Source organism: Actinomycetes bacterium, from assembly GCA_035489715.1.
Taxonomy (GTDB): Bacteria; Actinomycetota; Actinomycetes; order JACCUZ01; family JACCUZ01; genus DATHAP01.
The window spans coordinates 19,223-41,448 of sequence record DATHAP010000161.1 but is presented as its reverse complement, the minus strand read 5'-3'; the positions used below and the strand labels follow the sequence as shown (position 1 = coordinate 41,448).

Annotated in this window: 20 protein-coding genes and 2 pseudogenes; 17 read left to right on the top strand and 5 right to left on the bottom strand. The window is 74.0% G+C overall.

The window, feature by feature from the left end; genetic code table 11:
- On the bottom strand, positions 1-184 hold a 184-nt coding region (locus tag VK640_13290; protein ID HTE74157.1), incomplete at its 3' end, for a TetR family transcriptional regulator.
- Positions 185-267: 83 nt separating this feature from the next.
- Here VK640_13290 and VK640_13285 point away from each other — a divergent pair.
- The gene (locus VK640_13285; protein ID HTE74156.1) at positions 268-2,484 is read left to right on the top strand and encodes an MMPL family transporter; all 2,217 of its coding nucleotides are present in this window, start codon (positions 268-270) and stop codon (positions 2,482-2,484) included.
- 150 nt (positions 2,485-2,634) lie between these two features.
- On the opposite strand, the pseudogene VK640_13280 reads toward VK640_13285, so the two are convergent.
- Positions 2,635-2,820, bottom strand: a pseudogene (locus tag VK640_13280) (hypothetical protein).
- 107 nt (positions 2,821-2,927) lie between these two features.
- Between VK640_13280 and dxr the strand changes: the two are divergent.
- The 12 genes and pseudogenes from dxr (at position 2,928) to VK640_13220 (ending at position 16,442) form a co-directional block, all read left to right on the top strand.
- Positions 2,928-4,154, top strand: coding sequence for a 1-deoxy-D-xylulose-5-phosphate reductoisomerase (gene dxr, locus VK640_13275; GenBank protein HTE74155.1), 1,227 nt, complete (start codon positions 2,928-2,930; stop codon positions 4,152-4,154).
- 40 nt (positions 4,155-4,194) lie between these two features.
- A complete protein-coding gene (locus VK640_13270; GenBank protein ID HTE74154.1) occupies positions 4,195-5,454 on the top strand; it encodes a site-2 protease family protein in 1,260 nt (419 codons plus the stop codon).
- 42 nt (positions 5,455-5,496) lie between these two features.
- Positions 5,497-6,651 (top strand): flavodoxin-dependent (E)-4-hydroxy-3-methylbut-2-enyl-diphosphate synthase, encoded by a 1,155-nt coding sequence (gene ispG, locus VK640_13265; GenBank protein ID HTE74153.1) that lies wholly within the window; start codon positions 5,497-5,499, stop codon positions 6,649-6,651.
- 41 nt (positions 6,652-6,692) lie between these two features.
- Positions 6,693-7,535 carry a GNAT family N-acetyltransferase gene (locus VK640_13260; protein HTE74152.1) on the top strand — a complete coding sequence of 281 codons (843 nt, stop codon included), beginning with the start codon at positions 6,693-6,695 and terminating at the stop codon, positions 7,533-7,535.
- Between the two features lie 12 nt (positions 7,536-7,547).
- The gene (locus VK640_13255) at positions 7,548-9,425 is read left to right on the top strand and encodes an ABC transporter ATP-binding protein (protein HTE74151.1); all 1,878 of its coding nucleotides are present in this window, start codon (positions 7,548-7,550) and stop codon (positions 9,423-9,425) included.
- On the top strand, positions 9,409-11,217 hold the full coding sequence (locus tag VK640_13250; protein ID HTE74150.1) for an ABC transporter ATP-binding protein: 1,809 nt from the start codon (positions 9,409-9,411) through the stop codon (positions 11,215-11,217). The genes VK640_13255 and VK640_13250 overlap by 17 nt, the downstream gene beginning before the upstream one ends.
- A gap of 85 nt (positions 11,218-11,302) precedes the next feature.
- A pseudogene (locus VK640_13245) lies at positions 11,303-11,614 on the top strand (helix-turn-helix transcriptional regulator).
- Positions 11,611-12,159, top strand: a complete 549-nt coding sequence (locus VK640_13240) for a hypothetical protein (GenBank protein ID HTE74149.1) — start codon at positions 11,611-11,613, stop codon at positions 12,157-12,159. The pseudogene VK640_13245 and the gene VK640_13240 overlap by 4 nt, the downstream one beginning before the upstream one ends.
- A 70-nt stretch (positions 12,160-12,229) precedes the next feature.
- Entirely contained in the window at positions 12,230-14,002 is a 1,773-nt protein-coding gene (locus VK640_13235; GenBank protein HTE74148.1) for a proline--tRNA ligase, read from the top strand.
- A complete protein-coding gene (locus VK640_13230; GenBank protein ID HTE74147.1) occupies positions 13,999-14,733 on the top strand; it encodes an HAD family hydrolase in 735 nt (244 codons plus the stop codon). Before VK640_13235 ends, VK640_13230 begins: the two co-directional genes overlap by 4 nt.
- A gap of 18 nt (positions 14,734-14,751) precedes the next feature.
- Positions 14,752-15,531 (top strand): TSUP family transporter, encoded by a 780-nt coding sequence (locus VK640_13225; protein ID HTE74146.1) that lies wholly within the window; start codon positions 14,752-14,754, stop codon positions 15,529-15,531.
- The gene (locus VK640_13220) at positions 15,528-16,442 is read left to right on the top strand and encodes an aminoglycoside phosphotransferase family protein (GenBank protein HTE74145.1); all 915 of its coding nucleotides are present in this window, start codon (positions 15,528-15,530) and stop codon (positions 16,440-16,442) included. Before VK640_13225 ends, VK640_13220 begins: the two co-directional genes overlap by 4 nt.
- 15 nt (positions 16,443-16,457) lie before the next feature.
- Here VK640_13220 and VK640_13215 read toward each other — a convergent pair whose 3' ends face one another.
- Together VK640_13215 and VK640_13210 are read right to left on the bottom strand one after the other, a co-directional pair.
- Positions 16,458-16,916, bottom strand: coding sequence for a ferritin-like domain-containing protein (locus VK640_13215; GenBank protein ID HTE74144.1), 459 nt, complete (start codon positions 16,914-16,916; stop codon positions 16,458-16,460).
- Positions 16,913-17,473 carry a hypothetical protein gene (locus tag VK640_13210; GenBank protein ID HTE74143.1) on the bottom strand — a complete coding sequence of 187 codons (561 nt, stop codon included), beginning with the start codon at positions 17,471-17,473 and terminating at the stop codon, positions 16,913-16,915. The genes VK640_13215 and VK640_13210 overlap by 4 nt, the downstream gene beginning before the upstream one ends.
- A gap of 112 nt (positions 17,474-17,585) precedes the next feature.
- Between VK640_13210 and rimP the strand changes: the two genes are divergently transcribed.
- From rimP to VK640_13195, 3 genes are read left to right on the top strand one after another with little or no spacing between them, the layout of a single operon-like run.
- Positions 17,586-18,056 carry a ribosome maturation factor RimP gene (gene rimP, locus VK640_13205; GenBank protein HTE74142.1) on the top strand — a complete coding sequence of 157 codons (471 nt, stop codon included), beginning with the start codon at positions 17,586-17,588 and terminating at the stop codon, positions 18,054-18,056.
- Between the two features lie 3 nt (positions 18,057-18,059).
- Positions 18,060-19,067: a transcription termination factor NusA gene (gene nusA / locus VK640_13200; protein ID HTE74141.1), complete on the top strand. Its 1,008-nt coding sequence runs from the start codon at positions 18,060-18,062 to the stop codon at positions 19,065-19,067.
- Positions 18,992-19,315 carry a YlxR family protein gene (locus tag VK640_13195; protein HTE74140.1) on the top strand — a complete coding sequence of 108 codons (324 nt, stop codon included), beginning with the start codon at positions 18,992-18,994 and terminating at the stop codon, positions 19,313-19,315. The genes nusA and VK640_13195 overlap by 76 nt, the downstream gene beginning before the upstream one ends.
- Before the next feature lie 417 nt (positions 19,316-19,732).
- Here the strand turns inward: VK640_13195 and VK640_13190 are convergent, their stop codons facing one another.
- Positions 19,733-20,314, bottom strand: coding sequence for a hypothetical protein (locus tag VK640_13190; protein ID HTE74139.1), 582 nt, complete (start codon positions 20,312-20,314; stop codon positions 19,733-19,735).
- Between the two features lie 182 nt (positions 20,315-20,496).
- Between VK640_13190 and VK640_13185 the strand changes: the two genes are divergently transcribed.
- Complete coding sequence (locus VK640_13185; protein ID HTE74138.1) at positions 20,497-21,966, top strand: PLP-dependent aminotransferase family protein; 1,470 nt, start codon at positions 20,497-20,499, stop codon at positions 21,964-21,966.
- Positions 21,967-22,226: the final 260 nt, after the last annotated feature.

The window sequence follows — 22,226 nt, the reverse complement described above, 5'->3', positions numbered from 1 at the left end:
AGCGGTAGAGCGCGGGGGCGGTCATGCCCATCTCGCGGGCGATCGCCCGCAGCCGCAGCGCGTCCGGGCCCTCGCGGACCAGCAGCGAGCGCGCGGTGGCCTTGATCTCGGCCGTCGTCGCGTCGCGCAACCGCTCGCGGCGGCTGACCCCGGTGATCGGCACCCCGGACCTCCCTGAGAACACCCTTGACAGACGTGAACGCTGTGCTCATAGTAAACGACATTCACGCAAAAGACCACTGTTCAGCGCACGATAGGGGACAGCACATGTTCGACCGGCTGGGACACACGGTGTACCGCGCCCGTCGCTGGGTGCTCGCCGCCGCCGCGGCGGTGCTGGTGCTCGGAGCGACCTGGGGCACGGGCGTCTTCGGGGCGATGACGAGCAGCGGGTTCGAGGACCCGGGCAGCGAGTCGGCGGCCGCCACTACGCGGATCGAGGACACGGTCGGGCGCACCGGGCCGGACGTCGTGGTGCTCTACCGGTTCGGCGGCGCCCTGGTGACCGACCCGGGCTTCCGGGCTGCCGTGGCGCAGCACCTCGCGGGGTTGCCGGGCCGGCTGGTCGCCTCCACCACGTCGGCCTGGTCGGCCGGGGCGCCGACCCCGCAGGCCAGCGGGCTGGTCGCCGAGGACGGCCGGTCGACGTACGCCGTCGTCCGCCTCGTCGGGTCCGGGGACGACGAGGTGATGGACGCCTACGACGCGCTGCAGCCCGCGCTGCGCGACACCCCAGCCGGGCTGGACGCCCGTCTCGGCGGAGCGGCCGCGATCTCGAGCGACATCACCACCCAGGTCAGCGAGGACATCGCGCGCGCCGAGCAGCTGTCGATGCCGATCGTGCTCGTGCTGCTGGTGGTCATCTTCGGCGGCCTGGTCGCGGCCAGCCTGCCGCTGGCGATCGGGGGGCTGGCGATCCTCGGCGCGTTCGTGATGCTGCGGCTGCTGACGCTGGTCACCGACGTGTCGATCTTCTCGGTCAACATCGTGACGATGCTCGGCCTCGGGCTGGCCATCGACTACGCGCTGTTCGTCGTCAGCCGGTTCCGCGAGGAGCGCCGGGCTCCGGGGGCCACGACCGAGAGCGCGCTCGTCCGCACCATGGCAACCGCCGGGCGCACGGTCGCGTTCTCCGGCGTCACCGTCGCCGTCGCCCTGGCCTCCCTGCTGTTCTTCCCGCAGACCTTTCTGCGCTCGATGGGCTTCGGCGGCATGGCCGCGGTCCTGGTCGCGATGGTCGGGGCGCTCACCGTGCTGCCGGCGCTGCTCGCCGTGCTCGGGCACCGGGTCGACGCGCTGCGGGTGCCTGGCCTCGCCCGGCTGCGGCGCGACGGGGGCGGGCCCGAGCACCACGGCCCGTGGTTCCGGCTGGCCCACAGCGTCATGCGCAGGCCGGCCGTCTACGTCGCGGTGATCGTGCCCCTGCTGCTCGTGGCCGGCCTGCCGTTCCTGCGGGTGGAGTTCGGCGGTGTCGACCACCGGGCGCTGCCCGCCGGCACCGAGAGCCGCGAGGTGTCCGAGGCCCTGATCGCTGACTTCCCCCAGGGAGACGTCACGTCGATCGACGTGGCGGTCACCTTCCGGGACGGCACCGTCGACGACACGGCCCTGACGACGTACGTCCAGCAGCTCGCCGACCTGGGCGGGGTCACGGCGGCCACCGTCACCGGGGCCGCCGACGGCACCGCCGTGGTGTCGCTGCGCTACGAGCAGGACGGCATCGGCGCCGAGGCGCGGGAGCTGGTCGGCGAGGTGCGCGACGTGCCGGCCCCGGCCGGATCCGACGTCCTGGTGGGCGGCCGGGCCGCGGACCTGCGCGACCTGCTGTCGAGCCTGGGCTCGACGCTGCCGTGGATGGGGCTGTTCGTCATCGGGACCACGCTGGTGCTGCTGTTCCTGGCCTTCGGCTCGGTCGTCCTGCCGGTCAAGGCGGTGCTGATGAACGTGCTGTCTCTCGCGGCGTCGTTCGGTGCCCTGGTCTGGATCTTCCAGGACGGCAACCTGTCCGGGCCGCTGGGCTTCGAGTCGACGGGCGCGATCGAGGCCACCCAGCCGATCCTCATGCTCGCGCTCGCGTTCGGGCTGTCGATGGACTACGAGGTGTTCCTGCTCTCACGGGTACGCGAGCAGTGGGACGCCACGGGCGACAACACCGCGGCGGTCGCCACCGGGCTGCAGCGCACCGGCCGGATCATCACGAGCGCGGCGCTGCTGCTCGTCGTGGTGATCGGGGCGTTCTCGACCTCGGGGATCGTCTTCATCAAGATGATCGGCGTCGGGATGATCATCGCGATCCTGGTCGACGCGACCGTGGTGCGGGCGCTGCTCGTGCCGGCCACCATGCGGCTGCTGGGGCGCTGGAACTGGTGGGCGCCGGCACCGCTGGCCCGGTTCTGGTGGCGCTTCGGGCTCCGGGAGGAGCGGGGTCGGTCCGTGGTCCTGCCCGATGCGCGGCAGCCGGCCCGCGAGGGCGCCGGGGTCTGATCACAAGCCCGCCTGGCCAGCCAGTGGCCCACCCCACCCGGACCGTGGACGATGCACCCGGACCGCGCCGTATTCGCCGCGGTCCGGGTGCATCGATGATGCCGGCGTGATCATTTCCCGGGTGGTCAGCGGGAGCACCGTGTTGCTGCTGATCAGCCACGGGCCGCCGCTCGAGCCACCGGTCATGTCGCACGGGATGCCCTGGCTCTGGGTCTGGCCGTACGGGTCGGGCGTGGCGGTGCCGGAGCAGGACCGCAGCGTCTGGCCGTTGAACTTGCCGGCCGCCGGGTAGCCGTACGCGTTGCAGGTCAGGCCCCGTCCCTGGTTGAAGGAGATGCTCTGGCCGCCGACTGCGGCGCGAATCGCCCCCAACTTCCACCACTCGGCGGGTGCAGGAGACTGGCGGCGTGAGCGACCAGTCCGGCCAGCCCGGCCAGCCCGGCCTGCGCGGCCGACCCGGCCAGCCCGAGCAGCGGCCTGCCGGCCCCCGCCGGGTCGTCGTCCTCGGCTCGACCGGCTCGGTCGGCACCCAGGCCCTGGACATCGTGCGGCACGCGCGGAAGCGGTTCCGGGTCGTGGCGCTGGCCGCCGGCGGTGGCAACGTGGAGCTGCTGGCCCGGCAGGCGCTCGAGCTGGGCGTCGAGGCCGTCGCGGTCTCCCGCGCGAGCGCCGCGCAGGACCTGCAGCTCGCGTTCTACGCGGCGGCGAAGGCAGGCGGGTACGCCGCCGGCGAGCACCCGGTGCCCACCATCCTGGCCGGGCCTGACGCCGCGACCCAGCTGGCCCGCTGGCCGAGTGACGTCGTGCTCAACGGCATCACCGGCTCGATCGGGCTCGGTCCCACCCTGGCCGCGCTCGAGGAGGGCCGGACGCTCGCCCTGGCCAACAAGGAGTCGCTGGTCGCGGGCGGGCCGCTGGTCCGGGCAGCCGCCCGGCGGCCGGGCCAGATCGTGCCGGTCGACTCCGAGCACTCGGCGCTGGCGCAGTGCCTGCGCGGCGGCTCGGCCGCCGAGGTGCGCCGGCTGGTGCTGACCGCGAGCGGCGGCCCGTTCCGGGGGCGCCGGCGTGACGAGCTGCACGACGTCACGGTGGAGCAGGCGCTGGCCCACCCCACCTGGGACATGGGTCCGGTCGTCACGATCAACTCGGCCACCTTGGTCAACAAGGGTCTCGAGCTGCTCGAGGCCCACCTGCTCTTCGACGTGCCGCTGGACCGGGTCCAGGTGGTGGTGCACCCGCAGTCGGTCGTGCACTCGATGGTCGAGTTCGTCGACGGGTCGACCCTGGCCCAGGCCAGCCCGCCGGACATGCGGCTGCCGATCGCGCTCGGGCTCGGCTGGCCGGACCGGGTCCCCGGGGCAGTGGCGGCCTGCGACTGGTCGACGGCCTCGACGTGGGAGTTCCTCCCGCTCGACGACGAGGCGTTCCCGGCGGTCCGGCTGGCACGGGCGGCCGGCACGGCGGGGGGGACCGCCCCGGCCGTCTACAACGCGGCCAACGAGGTGTGCGTCGACGCGTTCGTCGCCGGTCGGCTGCGCTTCACCGGTATCGTCGACACCCTCGCGCAGGTGCTCGACGAGCACGACGTGGGGAACGTCGGAGACGTGTCGGACGTCCTCGATGCCGAGAGCTGGGCCCGGGACCGCGCCGCCGCCCTGACCAGCCGCTGACCCGTCCGGCGCCGCACCACGACTCCGAGGGACCGCCCGCATGAGCTTCTGGATCGGGGTGCTGATCTTCGCGATCGGCATCCTGGTGTCGGTCTGCCTGCACGAGGCCGGTCACCTGCTGACCGCCAAGCGCTTCGGCATGAAGGCGACGCAGTACTTCGCCGGGTTCGGCCCGACGGTGTGGTCGTTCCGGCGGGGCGAGACGGAGTACGGCCTCAAGGCGGTCCCTGCGGGCGGCTTCGTCAAGATCGTCGGGATGACCCCGCTCGAGCAGGTGGACGAGGCCGACTCCCAGCGCGCGTTCTGGCGCTTCCCGCTCTGGCAGCGGACGGTCGTGCTCGTCGCGGGCTCGGCCACCCACTTCGCGCTCGCCCTGGCCATCTTCTACGTGGCGGCGCTGACGACCGGGCTGCCCAACCCGGCAGCCCAGAGCTTCGACCCGCTCGCCGCCAAGCCGGTGATCGGCCAGGTGAGCCCCTGCGTGGTCGTCGAGTACCAGCAGGCGCCGCAGGGGGGGCTGCGCGCCTGCCGCGAGAGCGACCCGGTCTCGCCCGCGACCTCGGCCGGGCTGGAGCACGGCGACCGCGTCGTGTCGCTCGACGGGACCGAGGTGGCGACGTACGGCGACCTGGTCCGGGCGATCCGGGCCACGCCGCCGGGGCCCGCGGAGGTCGTCTACCTGCGCGACGGCGAGCAGCGCACCACCACCGTCGACCTGGTCGCGACCGAGCGCCCGGCCCTCGACGACCCGGAGGCCACCGGACCGCTCCAGACCGTGTCGTCCATCGGCATCACCGTGCGCTACCCGCGCCTGATCCTCGACGACTACGGACCGGTCACGGCGATCGGTGCCGCGGTGGACTTCCTCGACGAGACGGTTCAGCAGACGTTCGCGGCGGTCGCGGCCTTCCCGTCGAAGATCCCCAAGCTGTTCGACGCGATCGGCGGCGAGGAGCGTGACCAGGAGACCCCGATCAGCGTCGTCGGTGCCAGCCGGATCGGCGGCGAGGCGGTCGAGCTCGGTGCGCCGATCATCTTCCTGACCCTGCTCGGCGGCCTGAACGTCTTCATCGGCGTCTTCAACCTCTTCCCGCTGCTGCCCCTGGACGGCGGCCACGTCGCGATCGCGTGGTACGAGCGGGCCAGGTCGTGGCTCGCCTCGCGGCGCGGCCGGCCGGACCCGGGACGGGTCGACTACAACAAGCTGTTGCCGGTCACCTACGCGGTCATCCTGTTCTTCGGCGGCCTCACGCTGCTCACCCTGACGGCCGACATCGTGAACCCGATCACCCTGCAGTGAGCGCGGGCGGGCAGGACGCCGCGGACGAGGGATAATCGAGAGGTGACCGTCTCCCTCGGCATGCCCGAGACGCCCCCCAGGCCGCTCGCCACCCGCCGGGTCTCCCGGCAGATCGACGTCGGCGGCGTCCTGGTCGGGGGCGACGCCCCGGTGTCGGTGCAGTCGATGACGACCACCCCGACGACTGACATCAACGCCACGTTGCAGCAGATCGCCGAGCTCACCGCGTCCGGCTGCCAGATCGTGCGGGTTGCCTGCCCGAGCCAGGACGACGCCGAGGCGCTGCCGGTCATCGCCCGCAAGTCGCAGATCCCGGTCATCGCCGACATCCACTTCCAGCCCAAGTACGTCTTCGCCGCCATCGACGCCGGCTGCGCCGCAGTGCGGGTCAACCCCGGCAACATCAAGGCCTTCGACGACAAGGTCAAGGAGATCGCCCGGGCGGCCGGTGACGCCGGCGTGCCGATCCGCATCGGCGTCAACGCCGGCTCGCTCGACAAGCGGCTGCTCCAGAAGTACGGCAAGGCCACGCCGGAGGCGCTGGTCGAGTCGGCGCTCTGGGAGTCCTCGCTGTTCGAGGAGCACGGCTTCCGCGACATCAAGATCTCGGTGAAGCACAACGACCCGGTCGTCATGATCGCGGCCTACCGGCTGCTCGCGGAGCGGTGCGACTACCCGCTGCATCTCGGCGTGACGGAGGCGGGGCCGGCCTTCCAGGGCACCATCAAGTCGGCCGTCGCGTTCGGCGCCCTCCTCGCCGAGGGCATCGGCGACACCATCCGGGTCTCGCTTTCGGCGCCGCCGGTCGAGGAGGTCAAGGTCGGCAACCAGATCCTCGAGTCTCTGGGCCTCAAGCAGCGTGGCCTCGAGATCGTGTCGTGCCCGTCCTGCGGCCGGGCCCAGGTCGACGTCTACACCCTCGCCGACCAGGTGACGGCGGGGCTCGAGGGCATGACGGTGCCGCTGCGGGTCGCCGTCATGGGCTGCGTGGTCAACGGGCCGGGAGAGGCCCGTGAGGCCGACCTCGGCGTCGCGTCCGGCAACGGCAAGGGCCAGATCTTCGTCAAGGGCGAGGTCATCAAGACCGTGCCGGAGAGCCAGATCGTCGAGACGCTGATCGAGGAGGCCATGCGGATCGCGGAGGGGATGGAGGCCGAGGGCGTAGCCTCTGGCGAGCCGGCGGTCAGCGTCCGGTAAGCCGCTACCGCCCATCTCGGCCCGCTCGGGGAGGAGGCACCGTGCTGCGCACGTCGGCGCTGCGGGTGCTGCGCCCCGACGAGCTGCCCGACGTCCTCGAGGTCCTCGACCGCGACCCGGTGGCCGACGTCTTCGTCGCCGCCCGGGTGCAGGCGGTCGGCCTCGACCCCCGGCGACTCGGCGGGGAGATGTGGGGCCACGTCGTCGACGGGCGGCTCGAGGCGCTCTGCCACGCCGCCGCCAACCTGGTGCCGGTGCAGGCCGGGCCCGAGGCGGCCCGCGCGTTCGCCGATCGGGCCCGCCGCCAGGGCCGCCGTTGCGCCTCGATCGTCGGCGACCGCACCGCGGTGGCCACGATGTGGGCCGAGCTCGAGCCGGCGTGGGGCCCGGCCCGCGACGTCCGCGACGACCAGCCGCTGATGGTGATCGACGGGCCGCCGGCCGTCGAGCCGGACCCGCTGGTCCGCCGGGTGGGCATCGAGGACCTCGACGTCATGGTGCCGGCCTGCGTCGCGATGTTCACCGAGGAGGTCGGCGTCTCGCCGGTGGCGGCCGACGGCGGGGCGTCCTACCGGGCCCGGGTGGCCGAGCTGATCCGCTCCGGGCGCGCGTTCGCCCGGATCGAGGACGGGCGGGTCGTCTTCAAGGCCGAGGTCGGGTCGGCGACCCACGCGGCCTGCCAGGTCCAGGGCGTCTGGGTGCCGACGGAGCTGCGCGGCCGTGGCCTGTCGGCGCCGGGGATGGCCGCCGTCGTCACCCAGGCGATGGCCGACATCGCCCCGGTGGTCAGTCTCTACGTCAACGACTACAACCAAGCCGCCCGCGCGACGTACCGCAAGGTGGGCTTCACCGACCGCGGCACCTTCATGTCCGTGCTGTTCTAGAGGGTGTCCTCCGTGCCGACCACGCCCCGGTTCTCGCGCTCCGCCCTGCGCGCCCGCCCGGAGTGGCAGTTCTTCGGCGTGCTCTGGAAGGCGTCGCCCGGCAAGACGGTCGCCTGGTGGGCCGTCCTGGTCCTGCAGGGTGCGATGCCGGGCCTGCTGGCGATCGCGACCGGCTGGGTCGTGGGGACGGTGCGCGACGATGCCGGGCTGGCGTGGCCGCTCACCGTCCTAGGTGTGCTCTTCGTGCTCGCGCAGGTGCTGCCGCCGCTGCTGCAGGCGGTCAGCGCCGTGCTCGGGGCGGTCACCGCCGACTGGCTCAGCGACCGGCTGATGCGGGCGAGCGTCGACCCGCCCGGCATGGCTCACCTGGAGAGCGCGGAGCTCGCGACCGACCTGGCGATGGCCCGCGACTTCGACCTCGGCCGCGGCGGTCCGCCGCTGCGGATCTCGATGGAGTTCATCGCGATCGGCCTCGCGCAGCTGGTCACCGGCGTCGTGTCGGCCGCAGTCCTCTTCGGCTTCTCGTGGTGGGCGCCGCCGGTGCTGCTCTCGGTCTGGGCGTCCACCCACTGGCTGCTGCGCGAGAGCGGGGTGTGGAAGGACCGCAACACCCCGGAGGTGCGCGACGCGCAACGGCACGCGGCCTACGCCTACGACCTCGCCGTGGAGCCGCCGGCCGCCAAGGAGCTGCGGCTGTTCGGGCTCGGCGACTGGGTGGTCGACCGCTTCAGCGCCCGGCGGCAGCGGCTCTTCGACCTGCAGTACGCCGCCACGCGGCTGCGGGAGCGACCACTGGCCGGTGCCCTGCTGATCGTGCTGGCCGGCAACACGCTGGTCTTCTGGGCGCTGGCCCGTGGCGCGTTCGACGGCACGATCGGCCTCGGCGCCGCGACGACCTACCTCCAGGCGGCCGTCGGCGTCAGCGCGGTGGCCTTCGGCGGGCTGAGCTGGGCGCTCGACATGTCGGCCGCCCCGGCGGCGATGACGCTGCGGCTGCCCGCGGAGATGGCCCGGGTCGGTGCGCTGGTGCCGGGCTCGGAACCCCGGCAGTCGGGCTCGGAGCCCCGGCAGTCGGGCTCGGAGCGGCGCCCCTCGTCCGACGCCCCCGAGCTGCGGCTGCGGGACGTCACCTTCGGCTACGGCGACGGGCCGCTGGTGCTCGACCACGTCGACCTCACCGTCCCGGCGGGGACGTCCATGGCCGTCGTGGGCGTCAACGGAGCCGGCAAGACGACGCTGGCCAAGCTGGTCTGCCGGCTCTACGACCCGCTCGCGGGCTCGCTCGAGGTCGACGGGGTGGACGTCCGCGAGCTGGACCTCGCCGAGCACCGGGCGACCGTCACCGCGGTGTTCCAGGACTTCATCCGGTACGAGCTCCCCCTGCGCGACAACGTCGCGCCGCGCGGCGCCGGCGACGAGGTCGTCCTCGAGGCGCTGGCGTCGGCCGGGGCCGCCCACCTGGCCGAGCGGTCGGCCGGGCTGGGCACCGTCCTGGCCCGCGGCTACGACGACGGGACGGACCTGTCCGGAGGTCAGTGGCAGAGGGTCGCCCTGGCCCGGGCGCTCACCGCCGTCCGGCAGGGCGCGCGCATCGTGCTGCTCGACGAGCCGACGGCAGCCCTCGACGTGCGCGGCGAGTCGGAGATCTTCGAGCGGATCCTTGGCGAGACCCGCGGCTGCACGACCATCCTCGTCTCCCACCGGTTCTCCACGGTCCGCAAGGCCGACCGGATCTGCGTGCTCGAGCACGGCCGGGTCGCCGAGCTCGGCAGCCACGACGAGCTGATGGCGCTGGGCGGCCGCTACCGCACGATGTTCGAGCTGCAGGCCGCCCGCTTCACCGAGGTCGACGAGCGAGGGGAGGAGGTCGTCCATGACACGCTCGACTGACGACGACCTGCCCCCCGCGGGACAGTCTTTGTGGCGGATGGTGAAGCTGGCCTACCGCGTCGAGCCCCGGCTGCTCGTCGTGTCCGTCGTCATGACCCTCGCGCTCGCGCTGCCGGCGGCGTTGATCGGCCTCTGGCTCGCCCTGCTCGTCGACGGCGTCAACGACTCGTCCCGCACCGCCGTGACGGTCGCCGGCATCGGGCTGGCGGTCTCCGCGACCCTGCTCTGGTGGCTGCAGGTCGTGTTCGACCGCCTCAGCCGGCGGTTCCGCGACCGGCTCTCGATCGCCATGGAGGCCCACGTCGCGCGACTGCACGCGACGGTCGCCACCGTCGCGCACCAGGAGCGCCGCGAGCACCTGGACCGGCTCGAGGTGCTGCGGCGCAACACCTTCGGCCTCGACCACCTGTTCTCCTCGCTCTTCTCGACGCTGGGCTGGGTGCTGCGCCTGGTGGTCGTCGAGGTGCTGCTGATGTCCCAGGTCAGCCCGGTGCTGGGCCTGCTGGCGGTGTTCGCGCTGCCGGTCGTGCTCACGGCGACCTGGCGCCCGGGCGTCGAGCGCGCCGTCTTCGAGCGGGTCGCGCCGCACCAGCGACGGGCGCGCCACCTCTTCGAGCTCGGCACGACCGCGCCCCCCGGCAAGGAGCTGCGGGTCACGGGCAACGGGACGGAGCTGGTGCGGCTGCGGCGCGAGGAGTTCGAGCGGCTGTCACGGCCGATGATCCGGGCCACCTGGGGGACCGCGGCCTGGAACAGCGCCGGGTGGGCCGTCTTCGGGCTGGCCTACGTCGGGGCGGTCGTCCTGGCCACCACCGTCCTGGATGCGTCGCCGGGCGCGGTGGTCCTGGTGCTGGTCGCCGGCAGCCAGCTCTCCCAGTTCGTCGGCGCGGCCGTCGGCGAGCTCGGCTTCCTGCGCAGCTTCTGGCTGGACATCTCGCGCCGGCTGATGTGGCTGGAGGACTACGCGGCCGCGGTCGACGCCCGGTCGGACGGCGTACCGCCGGAGCGGCTGCGCAGCGGCATCCGGCTGGACCACGTGACCTTCGCCTACCCCGGCACCGACCGGGTGGTCCTCGACGACGTGTCGCTGGACCTGCCGGCCGGGTCGGTGGTCGCCGTGGTCGGCGAGAACGGCGCCGGCAAGACCACGCTGGTCAAGCTCCTGGCCCGGCTCTATGACCCGGACTCGGGCCGGATCGAGGTGGACGGCGCCGACCTGGCGTCCTTCTCGGTGCCGGTCTGGCGCGAGCGACTCGCGGGCGCGTTCCAGGACTTCGTGCGCTTCGAGCTGCCCGCGCAGGAGTCGGTCGGGCTCGGCGAGCTCGCCCGGATCGGCGACCGCGCCGCGGTCGACACCGCCGTCGACCGGGCCGGTGCGCGCGACGTCGTCGACAAGCTGCCCCGTGGCCTCGGCACGCAGCTCGGCCCGGCGTGGGACGAGGGGGTGGAGGTCTCCTATGGCCAGTGGCAGAAGCTCGCGCTGGCCCGCGGATTCATGCGCGACGAGCCGCTGCTGCTGGTGCTCGACGAGCCGACGGCCGCCCTCGACGCCGAGACCGAGCACGCGCTGTTCGAGCGGTTCGCGACCGCCGCCCGCAGCCCGGCCGAGGCCTCGGCGCGGGGGCGGATCACGGTGCTCGTGTCGCACCGATTCTCCACGGTGCGGATGGCCGACCTGATCGTCGTCCTCGACGGCGCCAAGGTCACCGAGGTCGGCAGCCATGCCGAGCTGATGGCGCGCGGCGGCACCTACGCCGAGCTCTACGGGATCCAGTCGGCGTCCTTCCGCTGAGCGGTCGACATAGCGTTTCTGCTATGCCAGCGATACCATGGGCCGCATGGCCCTCGCGGCGCAGAGGCACCTGCTCGGCAACGATCTGGTCCGGGAGGCCCGGCGTCGGGCCGGGCTGACCCAACGTGAGCTCGCCGAGAGAGTCGGCACCACGCAGTCCTCGATCGCCCGCCTGGAGAGCGGACGGACCGCACCGAGCTTCGAGTCGGTGCTGCACCTGGTGCGCGCCTGCGGCTTCGACCTCGACGTCATGCTCGTCGAGCGCGACGACTCGGCGGTGGAGCAGGCCGTGCGCAACCGCCTGCTGGACCCGGCACTTCGGCTGGAGCAGCTGGAAGACACAGTCCGCCTCGTCGAAGCGGGCCGCGCAGCGGCCCGGCGAACCCGCACCGCATGACTGGATCGGACCGCGAGCCCGAGGAGCCGAGCGTCCCCCCCGCGCCGACCTTCCGGCCGCGCCAGATCCTCGCGACTCTGACCGACCACCGTGTCGAGTTCGTCCTCATCGGCGGGTTGGCAGCGACCTTCCACGGCTCGCCCCACCTGACGCAGGACGTCGACATCACGCCGAGTCGCGACCCCGAAAACCTCGCGCGGTTGTCAGGTGCCCTGATCGACATGGCGGCCAGTGTCCGCGCGAGCGGGGTCGATGGAGGTCTGCCCTTCGCCCATGACGCGCAGTCGATCGCGGACGTCGGTGTGTGGAACCTCACGACCAGGTACGGCGACCTCGACATCTCCTTCGTGCCGACCGGCACGAAGGGTTTCGATGACCTGGTCAGGGACGCGGTAGCGATCGTGGTGGAGGGCGTCGAGGTGACTGTGGCCAGCCTGGCGGACGTCGTCCGCAGCAAGCAGGCTGCTGACCGGGAGAAGGACCGCCTGACCCTGCCGACGCTGCGCGAGATCTTGGCGCGGAGGTTGGACGACACCGGGCACTGAGACCGGCCGGCCGGTCGGCTCCGCGGAAACCGGTCGGAACTGTTGAGGACCGCTCGTTATCCTCGCCGACATGCTGCTTCGGATGTCGACCCTGTTCCTCCGCACCCTGCGAGAGGACCCGGCCGACGCTGAGGTGCCGTCGCACCGGCTGCTCGTCCGGGCCGGCTACATCCGCCGGGCCGCGCCGGGCGGCTACACCTGGCTGCCACTGGGCTGGCGGGTGCTGCGCAACATCGAGGGCGTCATCCGCGAGGAGATGGACGCCATGGGGGCACAGGAGGTGCACTTCCCGGCCCTGCTGCCCAAGGAGCCCTACGACCGGAGCAACCGCTGGACGGAGTACGGCGACGACGTCTTCCGGCTCAAGGACCGCAAGGGCGCTGACTTCATGCTCGGCCCGACGCACGAGGAGTTCTTCACCCTGCTGGTGAAGGACCTGTACTCGTCGTACAAGGACCTGCCGCTGTGGATCTACCAGATCCAGACCAAGTTCCGTGACGAGGCCCGGCCCCGCGCCGGCCTGCTGCGTGGCCGCGAGTTCGTCATGAAGGACTCCTACTCCTTCGACGTCGACGACGCGGGTCTCGACCGGTCCTACCTCGCGCACCGCGAGGCCTACGTCCGCATCTTCGACCGGCTCGGCCTGGACTACGTCATCGTCTCGGCGATGTCGGGGGCGATGGGCGGCTCCAAGAGCGAGGAGTTCCTCACCCCGGCCGCTGTCGGCGAGGACACCTACGTGCGGTGCACGACGTGCGACTACGCGGCCAACGTGGAGGCGCTGCGCACCCTCGTGCCGCCGGCCCGGCCGTACGACGACGTCCCCGAAGCCCACGTCGAGGACACGCCCGACACCCCGACGATCGACACCCTGGTGGCGCTCGCCAACGCGCGCGAGGATCTGCGCCGCGACGACCGGGAGTGGACCGGCGCCGACACCCTGAAGAACGTCCTGGTCAAGCTGCGCCAGCCCGACGGGAAGACCGGGCTGCACGCCATCGGGCTGCCCGGCGACCGCGAGGTGGACGCCAAGCGGCTCGAGGCGGTCAGCCTGCCGGCCGTCGTCGAGCCCTTCGTCGACGAGGACTTCGCGCAGAACCCCGGCCTGGTCCGGGGCTACATCGGGCCTGCCGCGCTCGGCGCCGACAAGCCGGCCGGCGTGCGCTACCTGCTCGACCCGCGGGTCGTCGAGGGCACCCGGTGGATCACCGGTGCCGACGAGCCGGGCCGCCACGTCTTCGACCTGGTCGCCGGCCGCGACTTCTCCGGTGACGGCGTGATCGAGGTGGCCGACGTCCGCGAGGGCGACCCCTGCCCCAACGACGACGGCGGCACCCTGGTGCCGGCCCGGGGCATCGAGATGGGCCACATCTTCCAGCTCGGCCGCAAGTACGCCGAGGCGCTCGACCTCAAGGTGCTCGACGAGAACGGCAAGCAGGTCGTCGTGACGATGGGCTCCTACGGCATCGGCCCGTCGCGCGCGGTCGCGGCCATCGCCGAGGCGACGCTCGACGACCTCGGGCTGTGCTGGCCCCGCGAGGTCGCGCCGTGCGACGTGCATCTGGTCGCCGCCGGCAAGGACGACGCGATCTTCGACGCGACCCAGCGCCTCGCCGACGACCTCGTCGCCCAGGGGCTCGAGGTCCTCTACGACGACCGGCGCTCGGTCTCGGCAGGCGTGAAGTTCAAGGACGCGGAGCTGCTCGGGATGCCGACGATCGTCGTGGTCGGCAAGGGGCTGGCCGACGGCGTCGTCGAGGTGCGGGACCGGCGCTCCGGCGCGCGCAGCGACGTCCCGGTCGGCGACGCGGTCACCCACGTGCTCGCCGCTGCCCGGTCGTGAGCGGGGGCACCAGCGGTCACCGCACGGTCGACGCGGTCGTCTTCGACTGGGGCGGCACCCTGACGCCCTGGCACACGATCGACCTGCGCGAGCAGTGGCTGCACTACGCCGAGGTCTACGACCCCGCCCACGCCGACGAGCTGTCGGCCCGGATCCTCTCCGCCGAGGACGCCGCCTGGCAGGCCGGCCGCGAGCACCAGCGTTCGGCGACCCTCGACCAGATCTTCCGCGGCGTGGGGGTCGACGTCGACAGCGACCGGCACCGTGACGGGCTGGCCGCCTACCACCGCTGGTGGGAGCCGCACACGCACACCGACCCCGACGTGCCCCCGCTCCTCGCCGGGCTGCGGGACCGAGGCATCAAGGTGGGCGTCCTGTCCAACACGCTCTGGACCCGCGAGCACCACGAGGCGGTGTTCCGCCGCGACGGCGTGCTCGACCTGGTCGACGGCGCTGTCTACTCCAGCGAGATCCCGTGGACCAAGCCGCACCCGCACGCCTTCCGTGCCGCGCTCGACGCCGTGGGCGTCGACGACCCGGCCCGTGCGGTGTTCGTCGGCGACCGGCCCTTCGACGACATCCACGGGGCGAAGGAGGCCGGGCTGCGCGCGGTCCTCGTCCCGCACAGCGCCATCCCGGACTCGCAGAAGGGGCACGTCGAGGGAGAGCCGGACGCCGTCGTCGACAGGCTCGGCGACGTGCTCGCCGTCGTCGACCGCTGGAACGCCTGAGCGGGCGGCCGACCGCCCGTGCCCGACCTCCACGTCGTCCTCCTGCTGGTGGCGGCCGCCGCCGCGGCCGGCTGGTTCGACGCTGTCTCGGGCGGCGGCGGGCTGGTGCAGCTGCCGGCCCTGCTCCTGCTGCTCCCCGGGGCGTCGCCGGCCCAGGTCCTCGCGACCAACAAGCTGTCAGGCGTCTGCGGCACCTCGGTCGCGGCGGGCACCTACTACCGGCGGGTGCACCCGGACCTGAGGACCGCGCTGCCGATGGCCGGCGTCGCGTTCGTCGGGGCGGCCGCCGGTGCGGCGTGCGCGTCGCTGATGCCGGAGGAGCTGTTCCGCCCCCTCGTGCTGGTGCTGCTCGTCGCGGTCGGGTCGTACGTCCTCACGCACCCGACGGTCGGCGACGAGCAGCGGCTGCGCTGGGACGGGCGGAAGCACCACCTCGCCGCCGCGGCCGGCGGCCTGGGCATCGGCTTCTACGACGGCATCTTCGGGCCGGGCACCGGCGCCTTCCTGGTCTTCCTCTTCGTCTCCCTGCTCGGCTACGCCTTCCTGCAGGCGTCGGCCAAGGCACGCATCGTCAACCTGGCCACCAACCTCGGGGCCTTGCTGGTCTTCATCCCGCAGGGAGCGCCGCTGTGGCGGCTCGGCCTGCTGATGGGCGCGGCCAACATCGCCGGCGGCTGGCTCGGCGCGCACACGGCGATCCGGCGCGGCGGCCGCTTCGTCCGGGTGGTCTTCCTGGTGGTGGTCGGCGGCCTCGTGGTGCGGCTCGGGGTCGACGTGGTGCGGGACGCGGTGTCGTGACCGGCGAGACAACCGCCGGCGGCGGGTTCGAGCTGCCTGCCGAGCTCGCCCGCGCTTCGGCGCTGGACCGGCACGACCGGCGCCGCGACTGGGTGGCCCGGCTGCCGAGCATCGTGCCGGCGCTGGCCGACCGGTGGGGGCTGACCCTCGGGCGGCCGTTCCAGCCCGGCGGTCAGGGGTCGTGGACCGCCCCGGCCGTCGACGCCGCGGGCCGCGACCTGGTGCTCAAGGCGGGCTGGACGCACGACGAGGGCACCCACGAGGCGGCGGCGCTCCGGCTCTGGGACGGCCGCGGCGCCGTCCGGCTGCACGACGACCACGTGGACGGGGACACGACGGCGCTGCTGCTCGAGCGGGCGCGCCCCGGCGTCGAGCTGGGCCGGTCGCTGCCGGAGACCGAGCAGGACGCGGTGGTCGCCGGGCTGCTCCGCGAGATGTGGGTCCCGCCGCCGGCCGAACACCCGTTCCGCCCGCTCGCCGAGATGTGCGACCTGTGGGCCGACGAGGCGGAGGAGACTCCTCCCTCCGATCTCGACCCCGGCCTGTTCCGGGCGGGCGTCGAGCTGTTCCGCAGCCTGCCGCGTGACCCCCGGCCCGACGAGGACGTGCTGCTGTTCACCGACCTGCACGGCGGCAACGTGCTGTCCGCGCAGAGGCGGCCGTGGCTGGTGATCGATCCCAAGCCCTACGTCGGCGACCGCTGCTACGACCCGCTGCAGCACCTGTTCAACTGCCTCGGCCGGGTGGAGGCCGACCCCGACGCGATGGCGCGGCGGACGGCCGGGCTGTGCGACGTCGACCTGGGTCGGCTCCGGCTCTGGTTCTTCGCCCGCTGGGTGGTCGAGGCCTCGTGGGCGCAGCCGGACGAGCAGCCGGGCCTGCTCGCCGTGGCCCGCGACCTCGCCCCGTAGCTCCCCGGCAGCCGGTCAGCCCGCGCGCTCTGGGAGGCCGGGGAACGGCACGCTGCCGCGTCGCCACAGCGCGGCGGCGACCGCCGCCCCCCGCAGCCCCTCGGCGGCTCGCTGCTGCAGGTCGCCGCGGAGCTCGAGCACCGCGTCGGCCCAGACCGCCGCGAGACGCTCCTCGAGCAGCGTGACAAGCGCGAGCGCGTCGCGGGCGTCCTCGACCGGGTGCGGGAGGGCGTACGCCGCGGCCGGTGCCACCGGGTCGCCGCCCCGACCGGCCACGACCCGCACCAGCTCGTCGCGCTGCGCGCGGTGCCGGTCGTACGCGCGCAGCGCCCGGTCGCGGTCGCGGCCCGCCAGCCGGGCGCCCGCGACGCCGTAGCCGTAGACCACGGCGTGCTCGGCCGCGAGGGCCTCCTGCAGCACCTCGACCACGTCGACGACCGGGCCGGACGTCGTGGTAGGTGCGGGCGAGGTCACGCGTCGGCCGAGAGCAGGGCGGCGTGCGCAGCCTCGCAGGCCCCGACCGACGCGAGCAGCCGGGCCAGTTCGGGCGAGCGGCCCGTCCCGCGGAGCTCGCGGAGCCGGCGCCTCGACGCGACCCGCTCGGCCTCGGCGAGCTCTGCGCGGGCGGCCCGCAGCGTCGAGGGGACCGTCGAGGTGGGGGAGGGCGACGGCGCCGACGAGGCGGTGCCGGTCGCGGTGGCCGTCGCGGTGGATGTTGCCGAGGCCAGCGCCCGGGCCGCGCGCCGCGGCAGCAGCGCCCGGGCATGCTCCTCGTGCTCGGCACCCAGGGTCGCGAGCTCGGTCCGCGCCGCCGGGAAGCGCTCGACCGTCGCGGCGTACCGCGCCGCCAGCGCGCGAGCCTCGCCGGCGACCCGGGCCCGCAGCAGCAGTTCGGGGTCGGGCGGCTCCGGGTCGTCGTCGCCGGGGAGGCAGCCGGCGAGCACCGTCGTCGTGGTCACCGCCGCGGCCGCCACGACTGCCGTCCGGACCACCTGCCGGCGGCCGGGCAGCATCTCCCCGGACCGCGTCACCCGGGGATGATCCCATGCGACCGGGAGCCCGCCCGACCGCTATCGTCGAGCACGAACCGGTGGCCCGTGCGCCGCCGGAGCATGAGTGACAACAGCAGAGCAGGAGGTCGAGATGGCGCGTCCCGCGGACCGCGACTCCCTCCTCGCGCTGCTCGGCCCCGTCGTCTCCGAGTGCGGGCTGGACCTGGAGGACGTCGTCATGACGCCGGCCGGCCGCCGCCGGCTGCTGCGCGTCGTCGTCGACCGGGACGGCGGGCTCGAGCTCGACGCGGTGGCCGAGGTGAGCACCGCGGTCTCCCGGGTCCTCGACGAGAGCGACGTGATGGGCGCGACGCCGTACGTCCTCGAGGTGACCTCACCGGGCGTCGACCGGCCGCTCACCGAGCGCCGGCACTGGCGCCGCAACCTGCGCCGCCTGGTCACCGTGACCACCGCCGAGGCGACCAGCCTCGACGGCCGGCTGGCCGAGGTGGACGACGACGGCATCGCGGTCGAGACCGACGGCACCGTCACCCGGCTCGGGTGGGACCGGGTCGACCGGGGTCGGGTCCGGGTGGAGTTCAACCGGCGGGAGGAGGGCTGAGCGATGGACATCGACATGACCGCGCTGCGCGCGCTCGAGCGCGAGAAGGAGATCTCCTTCCCGCTGCTCGTCGAGGCCATCGAGTCGGCGCTGCTCGTCGCCTACCAGCGGACCGAGGGTCACCAGCCGGTCGCGCGGGTCGAGCTGGACCGCAAGTCGGGTCACGTCACCGTGTGGGCCGCCGAGACCGACGACGAGGGCAGCGTCCTGCGTGAGTGGGACGACACGCCGACCGGCTTCGGGCGGATCGCGGCCACCACGGCCAAGCAGGTGATCCTGCAGCGGCTGCGCGACGCCGAGGACGAGCAGACGTTCGGGGAGTTCGCCGGCAAGGAGGGCGACATCGTGTCCGGCGTCATCCAGCAGGGCAAGGACGCCCGCAACGTCTACGTCGACCTCGGCCGGGTCGAGGCTGTGCTGCCGCCGCCGGAGCAGGTGCCCGGGGAGTCCTACGAGCACGGCGAGCGGCTGCGCTGCTACGTCGTGCAGGTGCGCAAGGGCATGCGCGGGCCGTCGATCACGCTGTCGCGCACCCATCCCAACCTGGTGCGCAAGCTGTTCGCGCTCGAGGTGCCGGAGATCGCCGACGGGACCGTCGAGATCGCGGCGGTCGCACGCGAGGCGGGTCACCGCACCAAGATCGCCGTACGCACCACGCGACCCGGTGTCAACGCCAAGGGGTCCTGCATCGGACCCATGGGTGCCCGGGCGCGTGCCGTCATGGCCGAGCTGCACGGCGAGAAGATCGACATCGTCGACTGGTCCGAGGACCCGGCCACCTTCCTGGCCCAGGCGCTCCAGCCGGCGCGGGTCAACGAGGTGCAGATCGTCGACCTCGCGGCCCGGTCGGCGCGGATCATCGTGCCGGACTACCAGCTGTCGCTGGCGATCGGCAAGGAGGGCCAGAACGCACGGCTGGCCGCGCGGCTCACCGGCTGGCGGATCGACATCCGGCCCGACGTCGAGCGGCCGGACCCGGGTGCTCCCGCCCCTGCCGGGGGCGACGGCTGAGCCCGCCGGTCCGCACCTGCGTCGGCTGCCGCGGCCGCGCACCGGCCGCCGACCTGCTCCGGGTGGTCGAGCGCTCCCGGCTCCTCGTCGTGGACGAGCGCCGGGTGCTGCCCGGCCGGGGGGCGCACCTGCACCGCGACCTCGCCTGCCTGGAGGCCGCGGAGCGCCGGCGGGCGTTCGCCCGGGCGCTGCGCGTGCCCGGACCGCTCGACGCGACCGCCGTGCGAGCTGCCCTCGATCGGTCCTGACCCGCGAGCGCTGCGTGTGTGCCTCAGGGCAGCGACGGTCGGTAGCGCATCGCGACGACCTCGACGCCGCCGAGCTCCTCGGGCTTGGTCGCCGTGTCCGGCCGCCAGCCCTGACGCTCCTAGAGCGCCCGGCCGCGCCGGTTGCCCTCGGCCACCCAGACCGTCGCCACGGCGCAGGACGTCATGCCGGCGAGCACTGTGTCGTGCAGCAGCCGTCCGACGCCCTTGCCCCACGCCTGAGGGTCGAGGGAGTTACCAGATCGTTTGCGACGCTGCCGTCGGACGACACGCGCAGTCCTCGGCGTGTCATGCCGGCGCATGTCGCAAACGATCAAGCGGGTGGCCGGGTGGCCGGGTGGCCGGGTGGCCGGGTGGCCCGGGTGGCCGGGTGGGCGGGCGGTCAGCGGCGCCGGGCGGTCAGCCGCGCGGGGGCACCGTGAAGCGGGGGAGGAGCAGCTGCACCAGGGGACCGATCGCCAGCGCGTAGAGCACGGTCGCCACCCCCAGGGTGCCGCCGAGCAGCCAGCCGCCCGCGACCACGGCGACCTCGATGCCGGTGCGGACCAGCCGGACCGACCAGCCGGTACGTCGCACCAGCCCGGTCATCAGGCCGTCCCGCGGGCCGGGGCCGAGCCGCACGCCGATGTAGGCGGCGGTCGCCACGGCGTTGAGCACGACGCCGAGGGCGACCAGCGCGACCCGGGCGGCCATCGCGTCGACGGACGGCAGCACGGCCAGGCTGGCGTCGACCGCGAGCCCGATGACCAGGACGTTGCTGACCGTCCCGACGCCGGGCCGCTGGCGCAGCGGCACCCAGAGCAGCAGCACGAGGGCGCCCACGACGATCGAGACCACGCCGAGCGAGCCGCCGACGGTGCGGCTGATGCCCTGGTGCAGGACGTCCCACGGCATGACGCCCAGCCCGGCCCGCACAAGTAGCGCCATCGACAGGCCGTAGAGCGCCAGCCCGGCGTAGAGCTGGGCCAGCCGGCGGCCCATGACCAGGGTGTGCTGCCAGGACGTCGGCCCGGTCGCCACCGCACCGGCACCGGCACCGGCGACGACGGGGCGGCGGGAGGTGGCCACCGTGAGGACGGCGGCCGCGGCGGCGTCGGTCATGCGACCAGGATGCGTCACGATTGGACTGGTGTCAGCAGGCCAATCCAGGCAGAGTGGCGGGTGTGACGACGATCCCGGCCGACCGGCTGCGCACCCTGCTCGGCGACCTCCGGGGCGAGCGCCCGCCGCTCTATGCCGGCCTGGCCGCCCGGCTGCGGCTGCTCGTCGGCGACGGGCGGCTGCCGGTCGGGGCCCGCCTGCCGGCCGAGCGCGACCTGGCCGCCGCGCTGCACCTGAGCCGCGCGACGGTGGCCGCGGCCTACGGACGGCTGCGCGAGCAGGGCTGGGCCGACGCCCGGCAGGGCTCGGGCACCTGGACCCGGCTGCCGGCCAGCCACCGCGAGTCGCCGGTCGCGTGGTTGCCGGCTCCGGTCGCCCCCGGTGTCGTCGACCTGGCGCACGCCGCGCCGTCGGCGCCGCCGCAGGTTCCCGCCGCGTTCGCCGCGGCGCTCGACCACCTGCCCCGGCTGCTGCCCGGCCACGGCTACCACCCCCGCGGGCTGCCCGAGCTGCGGGCGCTGGTCGCCGAGCGCTACACGCGTCGAGGGCTGCCCACGACCGCCGAGCAGGTCCTGGTCACGAGCGGCGCCCTGCACGCGGTGGGGGTCGCGCTGGAGACCCTCACGCGCCGGGGCGACCGGGTGCTGGTCGAGCACCCGACCTACCCCAACGCGCTCGACGCCGTGCGGGCCGGTGGTCGTCGGCCGGTGCCGGTCGCCGTCGACCCGGACCACCCGGGCGCGACCGTCCAGGCCCTGACCAGGGCCGCGACCGCGACCAGACCGGCCATGGCGTACGTCATGCCCGACTTCCAGAACCCCACCGGGATGCTGCTCGACGACCCGCACCGGCGCCGGCTGGCGGTCGGCCTGCGGCAGGCCGGGACGGTGGCGCTGGTGGACGAGACGATGGCCGACCTCGCGCTCGATGCGGCCGAGGGTGACGCCGCGCCGGCGCCGTTCGCCGCGGTCGCCGCCGACCTCGCGCCGGGGTCGGACGCGGCGCAGGTGGTCACCGCCGGCTCGCTGAGCAAGAGCGTCTGGGGCGGGCTGCGCATCGGCTGGCTGCGGGCCGACGCCGCACTCGTCCCGCGGCTCGCTCGGGTCCTCGGGCAGGGCCAGCTCGCCGGGCCGGTGCTCGAGCAGCTCGCGGCGTGCCACCTGCTGGAGCGGGAGCAGGAGATCGTCGCCGTACGCCGCGCAGAGCTGCGCAACCGCCGGGACGTCCTCGCGGCTGCGCTCGCCGAGCACCTGGCCGACTGGGAGGTGCCGCGCCCGGCCGGCGGGCTGGTGCTGTGGTGCCGGCTGCCCGGCCGGTCCTCGACCGCGCTGGTCGGTGCGGCGGCCGAGCGCGGCGTGCTGCTGGCGCCGGGGCCGCGGTTCGGCACCGGCGCGGCGTTCGACGACCGGCTGCGGCTGCCCTTCACCCAGCCCGAGGACGTGCTTACCCCCGCCGTGGCCGTGCTCGCGCAGGCGGCGGCCGACGTGCCGCACCGCCCGGCCACCGACCCCGGGCAGGCGCTCGTGGTCTGACCGGTGCGGGGCCGGCGTTGCCGCCGTCGCCCCGCTGGGATGCCCAGCCTGACGCCAGGCGTTAGGATGAGCAGGAATCACGAGCTGACCTGGCGCGCCATGCGCGGGTGCAGCGCGCCGTGGCCGTTCGGCGGCCGCGGGACCGTCCAGTCCGGAAGCGAATCGAGACGCTGATGAGCCCCCGATGAGCACGCACCCATGAGTGCCCCCGTGCAGTAACGACGGTCCGCCGCCGGTCATGATCCGGCCCGGACCGAGAC